The organism is Mesorhizobium sp. NPDC059054, assembly GCF_042739215.1.
Lineage (GTDB): Bacteria > Pseudomonadota > Alphaproteobacteria > Rhizobiales > Rhizobiaceae > Mesorhizobium.
The window spans coordinates 429,629-446,736 of the sequence record NZ_JBHYHV010000005.1; the positions used below are offsets into that span (position 1 = coordinate 429,629).

9 protein-coding genes are annotated in these 17,108 nt (G+C 63.8%); 6 read left to right on the forward strand and 3 right to left on the reverse strand.

All coding sequences use genetic code 11. The features are described from left to right. Positions 1-247: 247 nt before the first annotated feature. Positions 248-2,044 (reverse strand): acyl-CoA dehydrogenase C-terminal domain-containing protein, encoded by a 1,797-nt coding sequence (locus tag ACFWXH_RS23015; protein ID WP_379123649.1) that lies wholly within the window; start codon positions 2,042-2,044, stop codon positions 248-250. 571 nt (positions 2,045-2,615) lie between these two features. Next, positions 2,616-3,083 carry a MerR family DNA-binding transcriptional regulator gene (locus ACFWXH_RS23020; protein ID WP_379123650.1) on the reverse strand — a complete coding sequence of 156 codons (468 nt, stop codon included), beginning with the start codon at positions 3,081-3,083 and terminating at the stop codon, positions 2,616-2,618. Between the two features lie 439 nt (positions 3,084-3,522). Between ACFWXH_RS23020 and ACFWXH_RS23025 the strand changes: the two genes are divergently transcribed. From ACFWXH_RS23025 to ACFWXH_RS23045, 5 genes are all read left to right on the forward strand, one after another. Continuing rightward, entirely contained in the window at positions 3,523-7,251 is a 3,729-nt protein-coding gene (locus ACFWXH_RS23025; protein WP_379123651.1) for a peptidoglycan-binding protein, read from the forward strand. A gap of 344 nt (positions 7,252-7,595) precedes the next feature. After that, positions 7,596-8,519 carry a sulfite exporter TauE/SafE family protein gene (locus tag ACFWXH_RS23030; RefSeq protein WP_379123652.1) on the forward strand — a complete coding sequence of 308 codons (924 nt, stop codon included), beginning with the start codon at positions 7,596-7,598 and terminating at the stop codon, positions 8,517-8,519. A 71-nt stretch (positions 8,520-8,590) separates the two neighbouring features. After that, positions 8,591-9,397 (forward strand): TIGR02186 family protein, encoded by an 807-nt coding sequence (locus ACFWXH_RS23035; protein WP_379123833.1) that lies wholly within the window; start codon positions 8,591-8,593, stop codon positions 9,395-9,397. Between the two features lie 70 nt (positions 9,398-9,467). Then, a complete protein-coding gene (locus ACFWXH_RS23040; protein ID WP_379123653.1) occupies positions 9,468-10,442 on the forward strand; it encodes a GlxA family transcriptional regulator in 975 nt (324 codons plus the stop codon). Between the two features lie 247 nt (positions 10,443-10,689). Next, complete coding sequence (locus ACFWXH_RS23045; protein ID WP_379123834.1) at positions 10,690-14,901, forward strand: hypothetical protein; 4,212 nt, start codon at positions 10,690-10,692, stop codon at positions 14,899-14,901. A 92-nt stretch (positions 14,902-14,993) separates the two neighbouring features. On the opposite strand, the gene ACFWXH_RS23050 is transcribed toward ACFWXH_RS23045, so the two are convergent. Beyond that, entirely contained in the window at positions 14,994-15,902 is a 909-nt protein-coding gene (locus ACFWXH_RS23050) for a LysR family transcriptional regulator (protein WP_379123654.1), read from the reverse strand. Positions 15,903-16,100: 198 nt separating this feature from the next. Here ACFWXH_RS23050 and ACFWXH_RS23055 point away from each other — a divergent pair, with 198 nt between their 5' ends. Further along, positions 16,101-17,048: a ring-cleaving dioxygenase gene (locus tag ACFWXH_RS23055; RefSeq protein WP_379123655.1), complete on the forward strand. Its 948-nt coding sequence runs from the start codon at positions 16,101-16,103 to the stop codon at positions 17,046-17,048. Positions 17,049-17,108 lie beyond the last annotated feature (60 nt).

The following is a 17,108-nucleotide window of genomic DNA, read 5'->3' on the forward strand; positions in this document are numbered from 1 at the left end:
CCCCTCGAGGGGAACGTAGTCGACTGTAGCGCTATGCCCCCCTCTCCGTCTCGGCTTCGCCGAGCCACCTCTCCCCCATTTCATGGGGGCGAGGAACCCAAGCTGGAAAAGCGCCGGCGTGGCAACCGCGGTTCCTCGCCCCTGCCGAAGGCGGGGGAGAGGTGGCTCGGCGAAGCCGAGACGGAGAGGGGGCCTTAGCACCATATCCGATTACCCTACCCTAACCGAAAGCCTCCGGCGTCCACCATCAGAACGCGTCGGCCGATAGCGCCATCATGGAATCGGCGCCGGACGAGATGCGGGCAAGATGCGCCGCCGTCTCCGGCATGATGCGATCCATATAGTAGCGGGCCGTGACCAGCTTGTTGTCATAGAAAGATGACGAGCCGTTGGCGCCTTCGGCAAGCTTGGCCTGCGCGACCTTCGCCATCTGGCCCCACATGTAGCCGAGCGTGACGAGACCGAAGAGATGCAGGTAGTCGGTCGAGGCGGCACCGGCATTGTCGGGGTTCTTCATGCCGTTCTGCATCAGCCACATGGTGGCGGCCTGCAGGTCGTTGAGGCCCTTCTTCAACGCCTTGGTGAAGGGCGTCAGCTTCTCGTCGGCGCGGTTTTCCTCGCAGAATTCGCCGACTTCCTTGAAGAAGGCCTGGATGGCGCGGCCGCCATTGGCGCCGAGCTTGCGGCCGACGAGGTCGAGCGCCTGGATGCCGTTGGCGCCTTCATAGATCATGGCGATGCGGGCATCGCGCACGAACTGGCTCATGCCGTGCTCTTCGATATAGCCATGGCCGCCGAACACCTGCTGCGCCATCACGGCATGCTCGAAACCCTTGTCGGTGAGCACGCCTTTCACCACCGGCGTCATCAGGCCCATATGGTCGTCGGCGGCCTGACGGTCGGCGTCGTCGCCGGAGCGGTGGGCGATATCCGACTTCAGCGCGGTCCACAGCGTGAAGGCTCGGCCAGCCTCGTTGAAAGCGCGCATGGTCATCAGGTTGCGGCGGATGTCGGGATGCACGATGATCGGGTCGGCCTTCTTGTCGGGCGACTTGGCACCCGAGATCGAGCGGCCCTGCAGACGCTCCTTGGCGTAGGCGACGGCGTTCTGGTAGGCGACTTCCGACTGCGCCAGGCCCTGCAGGCCGACGCCGAGCCGCGCCTCGTTCATCATCGTGAACATCGCCTTCAGGCCGCCATTGGCTTCGCCGAGCAGGACGCCTTCCGCCTCGTCATAGTTCATGACGCAGGTGGAATTGCCGTGGATTCCCATCTTCTCCTCGATCGAGCCGCAGGACAGCGTGTTGCGCTCGCCCGGATTGCCGTCGGCATCGAGCTTGAGCTTGGGCACGATGAACAGCGAAATGCCCTTCACGCCTTCCGGCGCGCCCTCGATACGGGCCAGCACCAGATGGATGATGTTGTCGGACATGTCGTGTTCGCCGGCCGAGATGAAGATCTTCTGGCCGGAAATCTTGTAGGTGCCGTCGCCGTTCGGCACGGCCTTGGTGCGCAGCAAACCGAGATCGGTGCCGCAATGCGGCTCCGTCAGGTTCATGGTGCCGGTCCACACGCCTTCGATCAGCTTCGGCGCGAAGGTGGTCTTCTGCTCGTCGGTGCCGTGGGTGAGGATCGCGGCGATCGCGCCCTGGGTGAGGCCTGGATACATCAGCAGCGCGAGGTTAGCCGAGACCATGTATTCGGCAACCGCCGTGTGCACGGCGTAAGGCAGACCCTGGCCGCCATATTCGGCCGGCGCGGCAAGGCCCATCCAACCGCCTTCGCAATATTGACGATAGGCTTCCTTGAAACCCTTCGGCGTCGTCACCGAGCCATCGTCGTGACGCACGCAGCCTTCCATGTCGCCGACGCGGTTGGTCGGCTGGATGACGTTTTCGGCCAGTTTGGCGCCTTCGGCGAGAATGGCTTCGAGCACATCGGGGGACGCATCGGCAAAGCCGGGAAGATTGCTGTACCGCTCGTAGCCGAGCACCTCGTTGAGCACGAACAATGTATCGCGGACAGGCGCCTGGTAGATCGGCATTGCGTCTTCCTCCACATAAACAACGCGACGAGGCCCGCACCAAAACGGCTTTCGGGCCGACTGTAGAATCTGAATAGCAAATATTGACGTTTGCGTAAACGTCAATTTGCGCGAGTGGTCACTTTTTTAGGAGGGTTTTCGTGGGAAGGTTGGAGAGATCCGATCGTCTGGCAGAGTCTATACGAGCTTGCACCTCCAGCGTTCCGGAATGGATCCCCGACACTCTCCGCTCCCTCCGGTCGCTCCGAGGTCGAGGATGACGAACGTAAAGAGCGTCTCGGCCAATCTCTAACGCGGTGAATGACGCCGGCGTTCGTGGTTAGCGCGGGGTAGAGGAACGCTCGTCATCCTCGACCTCGTAGGGAGCGAAGCGACCGGAGAGTGTCGGGGATCCATTCCGGAACGCTGACAAATGATGGGGTCCAAGCGCCAGTGTCGGTAGGTCGTTAGGAATAGCGCCTGAGCTCCGAGACAGCCCAGCCAACAGCCCTCCAAAACGAAAAAACGCGCCGCCGGAGCGACGCGCCTTCTCGTTGCGTGGGCATGGGACAGGCGCGAACGCCTGCCCGGTTCAGTTCGCGGCAGCCGAGGTTGCAGCCGCACGTTCGGCGACCATCTGGCGGACGGAATTCATCGCGCCACTCAGCTCGTTGATGGCGTCGTCGATCAGGGCGCGCTGCTTCTGCAGGCGCACGAGCTGCTTTTCCGACTTTTCCAGCGCCAGGCGCAGTTGCTTGGTGTTGGTGCCGGTCGGATCGTAGAGGTCCATCATCTGCTTGACCTCGCGCAGCGAGAAGCCGACCTTGCGGCCGAGCAGGATGAGCTTGAGGCGCACGCGGTCGCGATGCGTGTAGAGACGGGTCGCGCCGTCGCGCTCGGGCTTCAGCAGGCCCTTGTCTTCATAGAAACGCAACGTGCGCAGCGTCACGCCGTATTTCTTGGCCATTTCGCCGATCCGCACCAGCTCTTCGGCCGGCTCGTTCGACACAATGTTGGTGTTGCCGGCAACCCCGCCAGCGGTGTTCATCTGCACAGTCATCGACATTTCCCGTTGTGGGCCCCGGCTATGGCACGCGGCGTTGCTGCCTGGCGTCGCCTGTGGCGGAGGGGGCCTGTTTCCAGGTTTCAACAAATCCGTAAGCGATATCGCAAAACTTACGTTTACGTAAAGGATATACCGATATCGTTGGGGAAATGCAAGTAGGGTGCCGTAACGCCATGCCCAGGCATTTCCGGCACCGGTTTTTCATCAACGAATCCTGAAGCTTCTTAAGCTTGGTTAACGGGTTGTTTACCACGTTGGGCGAAAGGTGCGGCTGTCGGTCCGTGTCCATCCTGTCTCGCTTTTCACACGGGTTTCATCGAAGCACGGGCCTGTCCGGAACTAACCTTCCCTTGGCCAAGGCCGCTTTCGGAACCGACTGGGTGGTTTGGGGAATCGCTGGCCAAGGCCAGCCAATTGCGAAAACGGGCGCTCGATGAACAACAAGCGGTCCTATCTCGATAATCTGAATGCCGGGCGGCAACGCCGGGGCTATGCCTCGCTGGAAGAACTCAACCGGTCGATGGAAGAGCTGGAGCAGCGGCTCGGCCGCAACCGCGAGGAGCCTTCGCGCTACGAGGAGCCTCGCTACGGCCGCAGCCAGCCTTACGCGGAGCGCCCTTCTTACGATGCCCCGCGCTACGCCCAGCGCCCCTACGAGGATCAGCGCCCGCGCGAGCGCGATCATGAAGGCGCCCGCGGCCATCAACGCCCTTACGAAGAGCCCCGCCCTTACCGCCAGCGCGCCGCATCCGAGCGACCCTACCAGTCGATCGCGCGCGATATCGAACGCATGCGCGGCCAGGAAGACGGCGTTGCGATGGTGAGCAAGATCGCCGGCGAATTGCGCGGCCTGCGCGAGGAATTGCGCCAGCAGATGAGCTCCGGCCTGCAGCGCGAGTTCCAGGCCCTGCGCAAGGATATCCAGCGCGTCGCGCAAGAAGCCCCCTCTTCCCGCGACAGCGCCGAACTCGGCCTCGAATTCGAACGCCTGTCGGGCGCCATCCGGGGCCTGGCGGAAAAGAGCGACGACAAGAGCGTCAATCTTCTGAGGCTCGAACTGGAGCAGGTCAGGAACGCGATGGACACGCTGGCGCGCGAGGAAAGCGTGCAGGCAGTGGACCGTCGCTGGCAGGAATTCGACCGCCGCTGGTCGGCCTTCGAGAACCGCTTCGACGACAGCGCCGGCAAGCGTGACGGCGTCGACGTCACCGCGCTTTCCGAACGGCTCGAGCAGATCGGCACCGCCGTCAACAAGCTCCCGGAATCGCTCTCGCTGCGCTCGCTGGAAGAAAAGGTTCGCACGCTGGCCGGCGCCGTCGACCATTTCGTCAGCCAGCAGGGCCGCCGCGGCGGCGACGTCTACGGCATGATCGACGAGCGTCTGGACGAGATCTCGCGCGCCATCGTCGCCTCCACCGTCGCCGCCCAGTCGAGTGCTTTCGATCCGGCGCCGTTCGAGCGCATCGAACAGCGTATCGCAGCCCTTGCCAGCCAGATCGAGGAAGTGGCCGACGAGCGCCCGCGCGGCGAAGTGATGGATCATCTCTTCCATGGGCTGGAACAGCGCTTTGAAGCGTTGTCGGGCATCATCGAACGTCGGCAGGAAGACGCGATGCAGCAGGGCAACATGCTGTTCCGCGATCTCGAGCGCCGGCTGGACGATGTCGCCGACCGTCTCGACCACCGCGCGCTCGATGCCGACAATTCCGGCATCATGGATGCTATCGATGCCCGTTTCAGCGCCCTGGCGCAGCGCCTGGAGAGCCGCGGCGTCGACAGCGCCGGCCAGGACGCAATCCGCAGCCTGGAAAGCCGGCTCGACGACATTTCGAGCCGGCTCGACTCACGCTCGGTGCAGGCCGCCGGCATCGATCCCGACCTCCTGCGCAGCCTCGAAGCGCAGGTCTCGGGTCTTTCAGCGCATCTGTCGCGTCCCGGCGCGCCGCTGCCCGAATTCGAAGACATCGGCCCGCGTATCGAAAAGATCGAGGAATCGATCGCAACCAACCGCGACACCATCCTGGAGACGGCAAGGCAGGCAGCGGAAAACGCCGTGCGCGCGCTCGGCCTGTCGAACAGCGACACGGTGACCGTCGCCGGACTGGCCGGTGATCTGAAGACGCTGGAAGGGCTCACCCGCCGTTCCGACGAGCGCAACACCAAGACTTTTGAGGCCATCCACGACACGCTGCTCAAGATCGTCGATCGCCTCGGTTCCCTGGAAGGCGTCGCACCGCTGGCAGCTCCCAAGATCACGGTACAGGATGCGCCGGCGCTCGACATGGACGAGCCGCTGCCGCTTTCCGGCGAGCCCGATGGCCCGGCCATGCGCGGTGGCGCCCGCACACCGGCACAGGCGGCGGCCGAGGCGGCGCGCGCCGCGCTGGGCTCCGAAGCCATCGCCGCGGATTCGGAAATCTCGGGCCAGAACAAGTCGATGTTCGGCGGCATCGCGCGCGCCTTCAAGATGCGCCGCGAAAACGAAACCGCGCAGCCGACTGCTCTTGCCGAAAACGCGGACGTGCCGACGGTCGACCTCGACGAGCCGCTGGAGCCGAAGCTGATCAACCGTCCGCTGGAGCCGGGCTCGGGTGCGCCGGACCTCAACGCCATCATGAAGCGGGTGCGCGACGAGCGTGGCCAGCCCGCCAGGCAGAATGCCACCGACGCGTCGAAGGCCGATTTCATCGCCGCCGCGCGCCGCGCCGCACAAGCGGCCGCCGCCGAAGCGGAAGCGCTCAAGCACCATTCCGGCAAATCGGCCGGCGGCAAGTCGTTCGGCTTCGGCAATCTGCTGAAGGCTCGCCGCAAGCCGATCCTGATGGCGGCCGCCGCGATCATGCTGGCCTTGGCTGGTCTCCAGCTCGGCAAGGCCTTCCTGTCCGACCCCGAGCAGGTGTCGGTCAATGAAATCGCCCCCATCGAGGAAAAGACCGACGTCGCAACAATGGCGCCTGCCCTGCAGGCGCCTTCAATGGCGCCCACGCAGGCTCCGGCCGCCGCCGAGGCGCCGGCTCTGCCGATCCCCGCCGACGCGCCGCCGGTGCGCAACGTCGACAACCTGCCAGAACCGAATTCCCCCGAACCGAGTTCCAGGGACGATCTCGCGCAGACAGCCGACGCGCCGGCGCCGGAGGCCGAAACCATCGCCAAGGCCGATCCCGCGCCTGCGCCCCCTGCCCTGATCGCCGCACCGGTGACCCTGCCGACGATCGACGTGCCGGGCATGGCGAAGCCGGACGTCGCGACCGAGGACAAGACCGGCACCGTCGCGCCGGCCGAGACCTCGGCCGATCCGTCGGCGAATGCGATCGAAGTTCCGCAGGCCATCGGCCCGGTTGCGCTGCGCGATGCCGCTGCCGCGGGCGATGCCAAGGCGCTGTTCGAGATCGGTTCGCGCTATGCCGAAGCGCGCGGTGTCAAGGAAGACATGGTGGCCGCCGCCAAATGGTACGGCGAGGCGGCGGAGCGTGGCTTCGCACCGGCCGAATACCGCATCGGCAATTTCTACGAGAAGGGCATCGGCGTCGAACGCGACATCGCCAAATCGAAGGAATGGTACCGGCGCGCCGCCGAGAAGGGCAACGCCAGCGCCATGCACAATCTGGCGGTGCTGTTTGCCATGGGTGCCGACGGCTCTGCCGACAATGACGCCGCGACCCGCTGGTTCAGCCAGGCGGCGGATCTCGGCGTGAAGGACAGCCAGTTCAATCTGGGCATCCTGGCCGCCAAGGGCGCCGGCATGCAGCAGAACCTGGAGGAGTCCTACAAGTGGTTCGCACTGGTGGCGAAATCCGGCGACAAGGACGCCGCCGCCAAGCGCGACGAGATCGCCAAGGCGCTGCGCCCCGAACAGCTCGAACGCGCCAAGCAGGCCACCGACCTGTGGAAGCCGAAGCCGCTCGACGAGGCAGCCAATTCCCTCGACATGCCGAGCGCCTGGCAGGATGCGCCGAGCACGACCGCTACTTTCGACATGAAGAAAGCGATCCGGAACATCCAGCGCATCCTGGCCAAGAACGGCTATGACGCCGGCGGCACCGACGGCGTCATGGGCGACAGGACCAAGAAGGCGATCATGGCCTTCCAGACCGACAACGACCTGCCGGCAACCGGCTCGGTCGATGAGAAGCTGGTCAAGGCGCTGCTCGCGCGGAAGTAAAGCCGGCACTGCCCGCGGCATGGCGGGCAGCGCGAATTTGTTTCCATTCCTCCAATGTTCCAGCTTGGGTTCCAAGGGCACAGCGGTCCGGACCCGGCCGCGGCGCCGGAACATCGAGAGATCGTGTCCCCTTCGCATCACGCCGCGCAAATAGCGCCAAAGGCGTCGCCTTCGCGACGCTTTGCCATCAAAATGCCTGTTAACTGATTGAACCGGTTTTTGTTTCGGTAACGATGCTCCGGGTTTTCCCGGGCGCGGCGCCGACGCAAGAACGAGTTAGCTTTTCGGTGTTATAGCGGACAGAGGTTCTGTCGCCGAGAGGCTGGATTGATCGAGACTGACGGGTGAGCATCTATCTCCCGATTGCGGAAATATCCGTCAACATCCTCGTGCTGCTCGCCATGGGCGCGGCGGTGGGCTTCCTGTCGGGCATGTTCGGCGTCGGCGGCGGCTTCCTCATCACACCGCTGCTGATCTTCTACAACATCCCGCCGGCGATCGCGGTCGCCACCGGCGCCAACCAGGTCATCGCCTCGTCCTTCTCTGGCGTGTTGTCGCACATGAAGCGGGGTACGCTCGACTTCAAGCTAGGAGGGGTACTGCTTGCCGGCGGTATCGTCGGCTCGACGGTCGGCATCTACGTGTTCGGCCTGTTGCGCGAGATCGGCCAGCTCGACCTGTTCATCTCGCTGCTCTACGTCGTGCTGCTCGGCACCGTCGGCGGCTTGATGCTGGTGGAAAGCATCAATGCGCTGCGCGTCACGCGCGGCGGCGCCGCGCCGGTGCTCAAGAAATCCGGCCAGCACAACTGGATCCACCGCCTGCCGCTCAAGATGCGCTTCCGCGCCTCGAAACTGTTCGTCAGCGTCATTCCCGTGATTGGCCTGGGTGTGGCGATCGGCTTCCTGTCGTCGATCATGGGTGTCGGCGGCGGCTTCATCATGGTGCCGGCGCTGATCTATCTTTTGAAAGTGCCGACCAATGTCGTGATCGGCACCTCGCTGTTCCAGATCATCTTCACTTCGGCCTACACCACACTGGTGCATGCCACCACCAACCAGACGGTGGACGTGATGCTGGCCTTCGTGCTGATGGTCGGTGGCGTTGCCGGCGCGCAATATGGCGCCAAGGCCGGCCAGAAGCTGCGCGGCGAGCAGCTGCGCGCACTGCTGGCGCTGCTGGTTCTGGCGGTGGCGCTCCGCCTCGCCTTCGACCTGTTCGTGACGCCGCCCAACCGCTATTCGCTTTCAGCGCTGGGACTGAGCTGATGGCAGCGCCAACCCTGCCGGCCAATCAGACTTGCGTGGCTTCGCCGCCGCTTCGCCTGTTGCCTTACCGCATGATCCTTGTCCGAAAAGTCTGCAACTTTTCGGGGTCATGCTTGCTCCTCTTCCTTGCGCTCACCGCCGCCCTGCCGGCAGCGGCGCAGTCGCCGCACCAGGAAAGCATCCAGATCGGGCTTTCCACCGACAAGGTGACGATCACAGCCGGCTTCACCGGCGCCGACCTCACCATCTTTGGCGCGCTGGAGGATGGCGATCTGCAGATTGTCCGCCAGGGGCGCTACGACGTCATCGTGGTGCTGGAAGGGCCGGCCCGGCCGGTGGTGGTGCGCCGCAAGGACCGCATCCTCGGCGTGTGGATCAACCTGGAATCGGAAACCTTCGAGAACGTGCCGGTGTCCTATTCGGTCGCCACCACGCGTCCCTTCCAGGACATCACCGAACCGGCCAGCTACAAGCAGCTGTCGCTCGGCGCCAACAACATCTACATGCAGCCGATGGACGAGGGCGACAGCCCGGCTACCATCGCCGAGTTCACCGCAGCCTTGCGCGAAAGAAAGGCGGCGACCGGGCAATACAGCGAGAATGTCGGCGGCGTGCAGTTCCTGTCGCAGAACCTGTTCCGCGCCACGGTGCGGCTGGCGCCCAGCGTGCCGGTGGGCACCCACAAGGCGCGCGCTTTCCTCTTCAAGAACGGCGTCTTCGTGAAGGAAAGCTCGGCCCAGCTCGAAATCCGCAAGTCTGGCTTCGAACAGTCGGTCTTCCGCGCCGCGCATGACTATTCCTTCCTCTATGGCTTCTTCGCCATCTGCCTCGCCATGATCACCGGCTGGCTCGGCCGCATCATCTTCCGCAAGGATTGATCCGCGACCCGGAGGTATGGAAAGCCGCCGCATGGGCTTCGAATGACACGAAGGGCAATGCCGGAAAAGAATGGCTAGAAAATTCGCGTTTCTGCTGGTCCGCGACTTCACCCTGTCGCCGCTCTCGCTTTTCATCGACACGCTGCGCCTGGCCGGCGACGAGGGCGATCGCAGCCGCAGGGTGGAATTCGACTGGCAGATCGTCGGCGAGCGCGGCCTGCCGATCAGGGCGAGCTGTGGCGTCGAATTGTTGCCGACGACGGCGATCGGCAATCCGGAGGATTTCGACAACGTCGTGGTCGTCGGCGGCCTGCTTGACACCAACCGCAGGCTCAGTTCGGAAAAGGAAGCATTCCTGCTCAAGGCAGCCCAGAAGGGAGTGCCCATAACCGCGCTCTGCACCGGCAGCTTCGTGCTCGCGCGCTATGGATTGCTGGACGGCTACAGCGCCGCCGTAAGCTGGTTCCACATCAAGGATTTTCGCGCCGAGTTCCCGGACGTGAGCGCCCATGCGGATAGTCTGTTTTCCGTCGACCGTGGCCGCGCGACCTGCGCCGGCGGTACCGGTGCCGCCGATCTCGCCGGCTATTTCGTGTCGCAATTCATCGGTCAGAAGGCGGCGGAGAAAGCGGCCAAGATCCTTGTGCTGGATCGCATCCGCAACATCGGGGACGTGCAGCCCGTAGGCGACCTGTTCCCCGAAGCCTCAAGCCGTGCGGTGAAGCGGGCCCTGCTCTTGATGGAAAGCAATCTCCAGGAGAAGGTGCCGGTCGCCGAGATCGCAAGCCGGCTGAACTGCTCGAGGCGCCAGCTCGAGCGCCTCTTCGCGACGGAGCTCGGCACCAGCCCGATGGCCGCCTATCTGGCGCTGCGCGTGCATTACGCAAGATCCCTGCTGGAAGGCAGCGACCTGCAGATCGGGGAAATCGCCTACCGATGCGGCTTCGAAAATGCCGGGCATTTCAGCCGGGTGTTCCGCCAGCATACCGGCGTGACGCCAACCCGCGTCCGGCATCCGGGCCGCAGCATCACCGGCAAAGGATAAACCGGGCCCCGCCTGCGATAACCTGGCTCGACCGATTACATTAGAAAACTGTGAAGTACTTCATAGTCTGCTCCAGCCGTTGCGAATAGCGACTTTCGTTCTGCACACGGGACGAAAGGCAACGACGATGCTTGACCGAGTTTCACCAGCCGCAGAGATATCGCCATCGAAAACCCTGCCCTCGCATCGAGGCGTTCTACACCTCGCAGACACACAGATCCCCATAGCCGGCGCCGAGATCGTCGTGATGCTGGCACCGGCCGGCAAGACCAGCCACGATCTCGATCTTCCAAAAGCATGGTTCACCATCCCGCTGGCGACCGCGACCACGGCGGCCGACGGCAGTTTCGCTCTTTCCCTCGATGACCAGGTGCTGCCGTCTTCGGCCAGATCGCTGCTGCGATGCGGAGATATGCTCAGCCTGCGCGTCGTCGTGAAAAGTGCCGGCAAGACGGTCGAGACGACCCCGACGCTGCGTGCAAGCGAATGGCGCGACGACCTCGTTTTCACCGTTGCACGCCGCAAGCTCGCAGGCTCCAGGATCGACGGCTGGCTCAAGGCTGCCGCAAAGGCCAATGTGGCCAGCCTGTCCAGCCTTGCCGCCTTCGCGAACAATCCCACGGCGCGACGCGGGCTGGATGCGATCGAGGCCGCCGAAGCCGCCGCGTGGCTGGAGCGCGTTTTCCTGGATCCGACCGGGCTGCTCGGCAAGACGACGCCTTTGCCGGGTTTCGCGGAACTCAGCCAGGACGAAGGGCTGCGGTCCTATCAGGATTCCCTGCGGCAGGCGCGCGAACGCAAGGATGTCGCGGCTGCCCTCGCAACACTCGAAGCGAAGGTGCACAGTTTCGATGGACTGAACCAGGTCGATTGGCCGATCGCGCTGAAAAATACGAACGCCATCCGGTTTGGCGACCTCATCCAGGAAATCGGCGCGAAATATATCGTGCCTGGCAAGCTCGGCATCCCTCAGTTTCCGCCATCGCCCTATATCGGCTATCGCGACTACCTGGTGGAGACCTGGCAGAAATACATCGCGCTCAGGAACAAAAATCCCTGGATCACAGGCGGCAATGCTTCACCGGCGCAAGCGCTCGAACAGCTGAACAACCGGTTCAAGCAGAATTTCGCCACGACGGACGTCTCGCGCGTCTCGGCCAACAAGCTGGTCATAGCGATCGTGCGCAACATCCTGACTGCCGCCGCGCCCCCGGCGGATATCGGATGCGGCGTGGCCGCGGCCGATATCCCCGCCCAGGGCACGTCCAGAGACCGCGACTACCTCGATAACCTCATCGCCCAAAGCGGCGCGTTCGCGGCCGAATTCAGCCTGCGCTACCGCATCGATGTCGAGCGACCGGACAGCGCGCAATCCTCGCCGGTAGAGGAGAACATCGCCACCTTGCTCGGGTTCCTACGGGACAGTTTCCAGTCCGAGCTCGATCCAGCCCACGCCCTGCCCGATGTCTACCAGCAACCCATCGTGCAACCGATGATGCTGCAAGAGGCGCCTTTCTTCCTCGAATACGAGGAATGGCTCGATGCGACGGCTCCCTTCTATCCCGAGAACTTCCTGTCGCTTCGGCGCATGCTGGACAGTTCCAGCATGCGGCTCAGCGGCAGCTCGCTCGACTCCAGCCCCTACAAATCCTGGATTCAGAAAACACAGGCCGTGATGGATGAGGTCGACAAGGCTCACGCCGCGTTCGACAAGGGCGAATACCGGATAGCAGCCAACCGCTATCGCGCGGCCTGGGAGGCTGCGTTCGGTCAGATGCAGGACGGCCTCGTTACCGGATATGGCTACAAGTCGATCCTGGCCCAGCGCCGGCGCTTCAACGTGTCGAAGAAGGCCGAGCTGTTGAAGTTCGAGCTGCTGATGCAGATGCCGAACAGCGATTCCAATCCCGATCCGATTTCGTTCGAGGATTGGTACAAGGACCGCCAGGTGATGTGGCTGATCATGTTCTTCAGCTATGCCTACAACATATGGATAGGCGACTGCCTGCTGGCGCTTGGCCGTCTGCCCGAAGCCAACCGTCACTATGCGGTGCTGTCGGCGGTGGCCATCGGCGCGGCGGAATTCGACAGCGAATCCGGACCGTTCGACTGGTGGAACGACGGCGACCCGAACCTCTACAATGCCGGCAACCTGCCCTACACCTTCCTGAATTCGGAAAAGGACGCGGGACTGTACACCGACCCGCTCGAACCGGACCGGATCTACGCACGACCGGTCTACAGCACGGCGCCTGCCCTCTATCCGTTCCGCCCCAGAGGCATCGCACCGCTTCTCCATCGCCTCGAGCGCAAATTCATCGCGCTTCGTCTTGGCGACGCGATGCTGACATGGGCGGACCTGCTGTTCCGGTCGAACGATGCATCGAGCGTGGCGCGCGCCCGCGAACTCTACAAGGGCGTGATGTGGCTGCATGGCGAAGACCCCGGCGTCAGTCCGCAGTGGGAGCCCCTGCCGGTGATCCCGGGCATCTTCTTCAACAATCGAGGAAACCCTTCGCGCGCCTCGCAAACGCAACGCGCCAGCCTGGCGCTCTACAAGATCGGCCGTGGCCTCAACTACTACGGCTACACCGACGCCCATGTCCCGACCCTGCGTTATCGCAGCCTGAAGGATTCGGCGGATCGGTTTGCGGCCCTCGCCAAGGCCGCGCAGCAGGATTTCCTGAATGCGATGACGGGGTTGGAGAACATCACCGTCGAAGAGCTCAAGATCTCCAACCTGGTCACCAAGGCGCTCAAGCAGCAGGATATCGCATCCGAGCAGATCAAGATCGCCAATGTCGGCGTCATGCAGGCGCAACAGCAGATCGACGCGGTGCAGAAGCAGATCGAGGCCAAGCGCAAGGAATTGACGGAGAAGGAATCGTTCTGGAACCAGTTCAGCGACTTCGCGGGCGGCCTGGTGAAGACGTTCAAAGGCCTGCCTGGCGGCGCGGCCGAAGCGCTCGGCGGCGCCGCCGCTTCCGAGGCCGGCCTTTCCTCGGCCGGAGCGGCCGGCTTCATGGGGATAGGCGCCGCCGCGACGGTGACGGCGGGCTTCGCGGTCTTCGGCTATGCCGGATACACATCGATGTCGGCCATGGCCGATACCTACAGCAATCTCGGCGACCAGATCAAAGCGCTGGAGAATGTCGCCATGCCCGCGGCCAAGGTCGCCAAATCCGTCAAGGACAGCGAACTGCAGATCGCGCGGCTGAACAGCGACATCGTCGCCGCTGACGTGCAACTGGGTCGCAACCTGCTTGCCTATCACGACAACAAGCTGCTGAACGGCGACTTCTATGTCGCCATGGCGAACGTCATGAAGCGGGCCATGCAACGTTATCTCGAACTCGGGGCATGGGCCGGCTGGCTTGCCGAACGGGCATTGGCCTTCGAGCAGTCGCGCAACATCAACCTGATGCGGCTCGACTATTTCCCGCGCGCATTGCAGGGCGTGACAGGGGCGGATCTCCTGCAGCTCGATCTCGCCGAGCTGGAAGCCTCGCGCATCGCCGGGACGAAAGCGATGGTGCCGTTCCGCCACACCTTCTCCCTGCTGGCCGATTTTCCGCTTGCCTTCGGCCAATTGAAGGCGCTCGGCCGATGCGAGTTCCTCACCAGTGAGGCAACACTCAGAATTGCCTATCCTGGAACCTTCGGTCACCGCATCGATACCGTCTCGACCGTGCTTTCCGGCGCGGCGGCCCCGAAAGGCCTGCACGGGATCCTTTCCAATCCCGGCGTTTCGATCGCCAGCCGCGACGAGACGATGTCAGCCGCGCCGCTGGTCGCGGCGCCGGCGGCCCTGCCAATAGGAGAGCTTGCCGCAACGACACGTCTTTCCGAAACGGTGTTGCCGAGCGACGTGCTGAAGCCTTTCGAAGGAAGCGGCACCACCAGCCTGTGGCGTTTGACTTTCAGCGAACCCGTGACCGCGCCGGCGATGAACGGATTGCTGGACGTGCTGGTCACGGTCGAAGGCCGCGCCCTCTATGCGAACAACTTGCCGTCGAGCGCGCCTGCAGCCGAACATCACAGCATCATGCTTTCAGGCCGCCGGATCGACGCGACCGGCTTTGCCAAATTCAAAGATGGCGGCGCCGCCCAGATCAAGATCGCGTTCGACCTGCCGGCATTGCTGCCGGCCGCCAGCGGCCAGGTCCGCAAGATCGTCAATCTCGGCGTGCTGCTGCCGGGGTTGGCGGAGGCTGCCGTCAAGGCGTCTATGGTCGCCTCGACAGGGACCATCGCCTTCAAAACCAAGGATGGCTACGCGCTTTCGAACGGCGAACCGCTCCGGCTGCCGGGCAGCGCCGTTCCAGCCGCGGAGCTCAATCCGCTGATCGGCAAGACGCTCGACCAGAAGCTGACGATCACCTTCGCGAGAGCCGGCAACGCCGCGGTCGATTTCGGCAAATTGCTGGATGTGATGCTGCTCGTCGAATACAGCGTCTAGCGCAATTCCAGGAAAAGTGCGCCGCGGTTTTGCGTCCGGAATTGCGTAATAAAGTTAGAGCGTTCCGCGATCCGGAGGAACGCGGAAATGCTCTAGGACAGCCAGGGCGGACGCTCAGCGAAAGCCCTGGCGAGGTGATCGATGATCGCGCGCAGTTTCATCGACATCGGCTTGACCGGCGGCCAGACGAGCGAGATCGGCAACGGCACCGGCGTCAGCTTTGCCGCGACCTTGACCAACCGGCCCTGCCGCAGCGCCTCATGGGCAACGAACAGCGGCAGCAGCGCGACACCGAGGCCGGCGATCGCCAAGTCGCGCATGGCCTCGCCATTGTTGGCGGTGACGCGGCTCTGCATCGCGAGCCCTGTCGCCGTCCCGTCCTCGCCCTGGAATTGCCAGACGCTGGCGGCCTGGACATTGAGATAACCGATGCTGGAATGCGCCTGCAGATCTTCAAGGCTTTCCGGCGTGCCGCGCCGAGCCAGATAGTCGGGGCTTGCCACCACCACCCTTGGATCTTCGCAAAGCTTGCGGACGATCAGCCCGGAATCGCGCAACTGCCCGATCCGGACAGCCAGGTCGAAACGGCCGCGCACGAGGTCGACCGTCCTGTCGTCATAGTCGAGCGTGATGGCGAGATCGGGATGTTGGCGCGCGAAGTCGGCGACCACGGGGCTGAGATGGCTGATGCCGAAACTCATCGGTGCGGCAATGGCGAGCGATCCCCTGAGGCCGGCCATGCCCCAGGCGGCGCTTTCGACGGCATCGTTCATTTCCGCCAGCGCCGGGCGTAGCCTGAGCGCCAGTTCCTCGGCGCTTTCCGTCGGCGTGATGCGTCCGGCATGGCGCCTGAACAGCGCGGTGCCGAGCGCAGCCTCAAGATCGGTGATGCGTTTGCTGACGACCGATTTCGACAGGTTGGAGCGTGCGGCGGCACCCGAAACAGTGCCTGCCTCCAAGACATCCAGGAACGTCCTGATTTCCTCGATCGACCATTTCATGCCGCCGTTCTATCCGATTTGCGCGGACCCGACATCGGAAAACCGTTCGCGATTCGCGAACGGTTTTCCGATGCCGGGGCGTTCGCGAATCGCGAACGCCGGGTCCGGCAGATAGCGGCTAAACAGCAGCGGACGATGCCCTCATATTGGCGACAACAAAGCGATCATTCTGGTCGCAGCCAACAAGGAGTGACCGAGATGAACCTGACCGGCATCCACCATCTGACGGCGATCACCGCGAACGCGCCCGCCAACAAACGCTTCTACACCGAGACGCTCGGCCTGCGGCTGGTCAAGAAGACCGTCAACCAGGACGACACCAGCGCCTATCACCTGTTCTACGCCGACGGCGAAGCCACGCCGGGCACCGACCTCACCTTCTTCGACTGGCCGGTTTCGCCGGAACGGCGCGGCACGCATTCGATCAGCCGCACCGGCCTGCGCGTGTCAGGCGAAGAAAGCCTGAACTACTGGGCTGCCCGCTTCAAGGATACCGGCGTGGATGCCGATGCGATCAAGACGATCGACGGCCGCGCCGCGATCGAATTCGAGGATCCGGAAGGCCAGCGCTTCCGCCTGATCGACGACGGCGGCCATGGCGAGGCCCATGCCTGGGATCGCAGTCCGGTGTCGGCCGCAAACCAGATCCGTGGACTCGGCCCGATCACCATCTCGGTGCCGACGCTCGGGCCGACCGATGCGGTGCTGACGCGCGTGCTTAATATGAAGCAGGAACGGCACTATGCCTCCCCTGACGGACAGGGCGACGTCCATGTCTACGCCATGGGCGAAGGCGGTCCGGCGGCCGAACTGCATGTCGCCGTACAGCCCGACCTGCCGATCGCGCGGCAAGGCGCCGGCGCGGTCCACCATGTCGCGTTCCGCACGCCCGACATCCCGGCGATCCGCGACTGGGCGGCACGGCTTTCGGAGTTCAGGATTCCGAGTTCCGGCGAGGTCGAGCGCTACTATTTCCGCTCACTCTATTTCCGCGAGCCCGGTGGCAACCTGTTCGAGATTGCCACCGACGGCCCCGGCTTCACCGCCGACGAGCCGCTGGAGAGCCTCGGCGAACGTCTCGCTTTGCCGCCCTTCCTGGAAGGCAAGCGCGCCGCGATCGAGGCAAATCTGAAACCGTTGGACTAAGCATGAACAGGTCTCGTGGCGATATGCTCGCCGCGAGACCGCCTTGGGGAGAACAGCGAT

What these genes read in the sequence shown, in the direction of transcription:
- ACFWXH_RS23015 (WP_379123649.1), bottom strand. Translation starts at nt 2,044, where the DNA reads ATGCCGATCTACCAGGCGCCTGTCCGCGATACATTGTTCGTGCTCAAC.
- ACFWXH_RS23020 (WP_379123650.1), bottom strand. Translation starts at nt 3,083, where the DNA reads ATGACTGTGCAGATGAACACCGCTGGCGGGGTTGCCGGCAACACCAAC.
- ACFWXH_RS23025 (WP_379123651.1), top strand. Translation starts at nt 3,523, where the DNA reads ATGAACAACAAGCGGTCCTATCTCGATAATCTGAATGCCGGGCGGCAA.
- ACFWXH_RS23035 (WP_379123833.1), top strand. Translation starts at nt 8,591, where the DNA reads ATGATCCTTGTCCGAAAAGTCTGCAACTTTTCGGGGTCATGCTTGCTC.
- ACFWXH_RS23040 (WP_379123653.1), top strand. Translation starts at nt 9,468, where the DNA reads ATGGCTAGAAAATTCGCGTTTCTGCTGGTCCGCGACTTCACCCTGTCG.
- ACFWXH_RS23045 (WP_379123834.1), top strand. Translation starts at nt 10,690, where the DNA reads ATGCTGGCACCGGCCGGCAAGACCAGCCACGATCTCGATCTTCCAAAA.
- ACFWXH_RS23050 (WP_379123654.1), bottom strand. Translation starts at nt 15,902, where the DNA reads ATGAAATGGTCGATCGAGGAAATCAGGACGTTCCTGGATGTCTTGGAG.
- ACFWXH_RS23055 (WP_379123655.1), top strand. Translation starts at nt 16,101, where the DNA reads ATGAACCTGACCGGCATCCACCATCTGACGGCGATCACCGCGAACGCG.